The 845-nt window shown below is 68.5% G+C and carries 1 protein-coding gene; it reads right to left on the bottom strand.

Annotated elements, in window-relative coordinates; genetic code table 11:
* Window positions 1-130: 130 nt before the first annotated feature.
* On the bottom strand, window positions 131-721 hold the full coding sequence (locus VXC91_RS46220) for a BAR domain-containing protein (protein WP_329513306.1): 591 nt from the start codon (window positions 719-721) through the stop codon (window positions 131-133).
* Window positions 722-845 lie beyond the last annotated feature (124 nt).

Here is an 845-nt window from a genome sequence, read left to right as displayed (position 1 = left end):
GACCGCCTGGTCACACCACGCCCACGACCAAGCCCCTGCGGCTTGACACTCAACGACATGGGGTGTCTCAACCGCGACCACGAACGCCGCCCCGATCACCACCAGCAAATGGTGTGGTGGGCAGCCACGATCAGGCTGTCGCGCCAGATGGCCGGCGATGCCCCGCGCTGGCCGGAGAAGCGCCCCGAGCGACTGCTCCGGGCGCCGGCGTGAACCGTCCGTCTCCCGCCCGCACCAGCCAGCCCCGCTTCTCGAGCGCATAGGCACGGTGACGGATTTTCTCCACCTCGTTCTTGATCTCCGCATCCCGACCCACCGCCCGCGTCAACTCCACCCCGCTCACCGGCCCCGCAGCGGCCACGACAGCGGCGAACACCTCCCGATACAGGCCGCTGAGCACCTCCTCGCCCATGCCCGACCGCCACGCCGGCGGCCGCTCACCATGCCCCGCGCCGGAGCCACTCGATCCCACAGCGGTAGCCACCTCACCACCAGACGACACGGAGACCGGCGTATTCACCGCGCTCTCCTCGGCCAGCACCGACACGAGCTCCTCACGCCCCACCCGGGCCCGCTCGACTCGCTCCCGCGCGGCATTCACCTCCGCCTGAGCCTGCTCCAAAACCTCCGTCCAGGACTCCAGCTCCTGCCTCGCCCGCGCCTCACGCCGTTCCATCAACCCCAGCACCGACGGCATCGAACCCTCCTCGATCAACAACAAGCCGTCCGCTGCCTGCCCCTAACCCTCCGCGATCACGCCCTGCACACGAAGAAGTCCCTGCTCATCGAACAGGGACTCCCTTTGCCACAACGCACTTACCTCGATCATATGGGCGGTCGTTCGC

This window comes from Streptomyces chiangmaiensis (genome assembly GCF_036281785.1).
GTDB classification, from domain to species: Bacteria; Actinomycetota; Actinomycetes; order Streptomycetales; family Streptomycetaceae; genus Streptomyces; species Streptomyces chiangmaiensis.
Note: the sequence above shows the minus strand (reverse complement) of the source record. Positions and strands in the feature narration are given on the sequence as shown.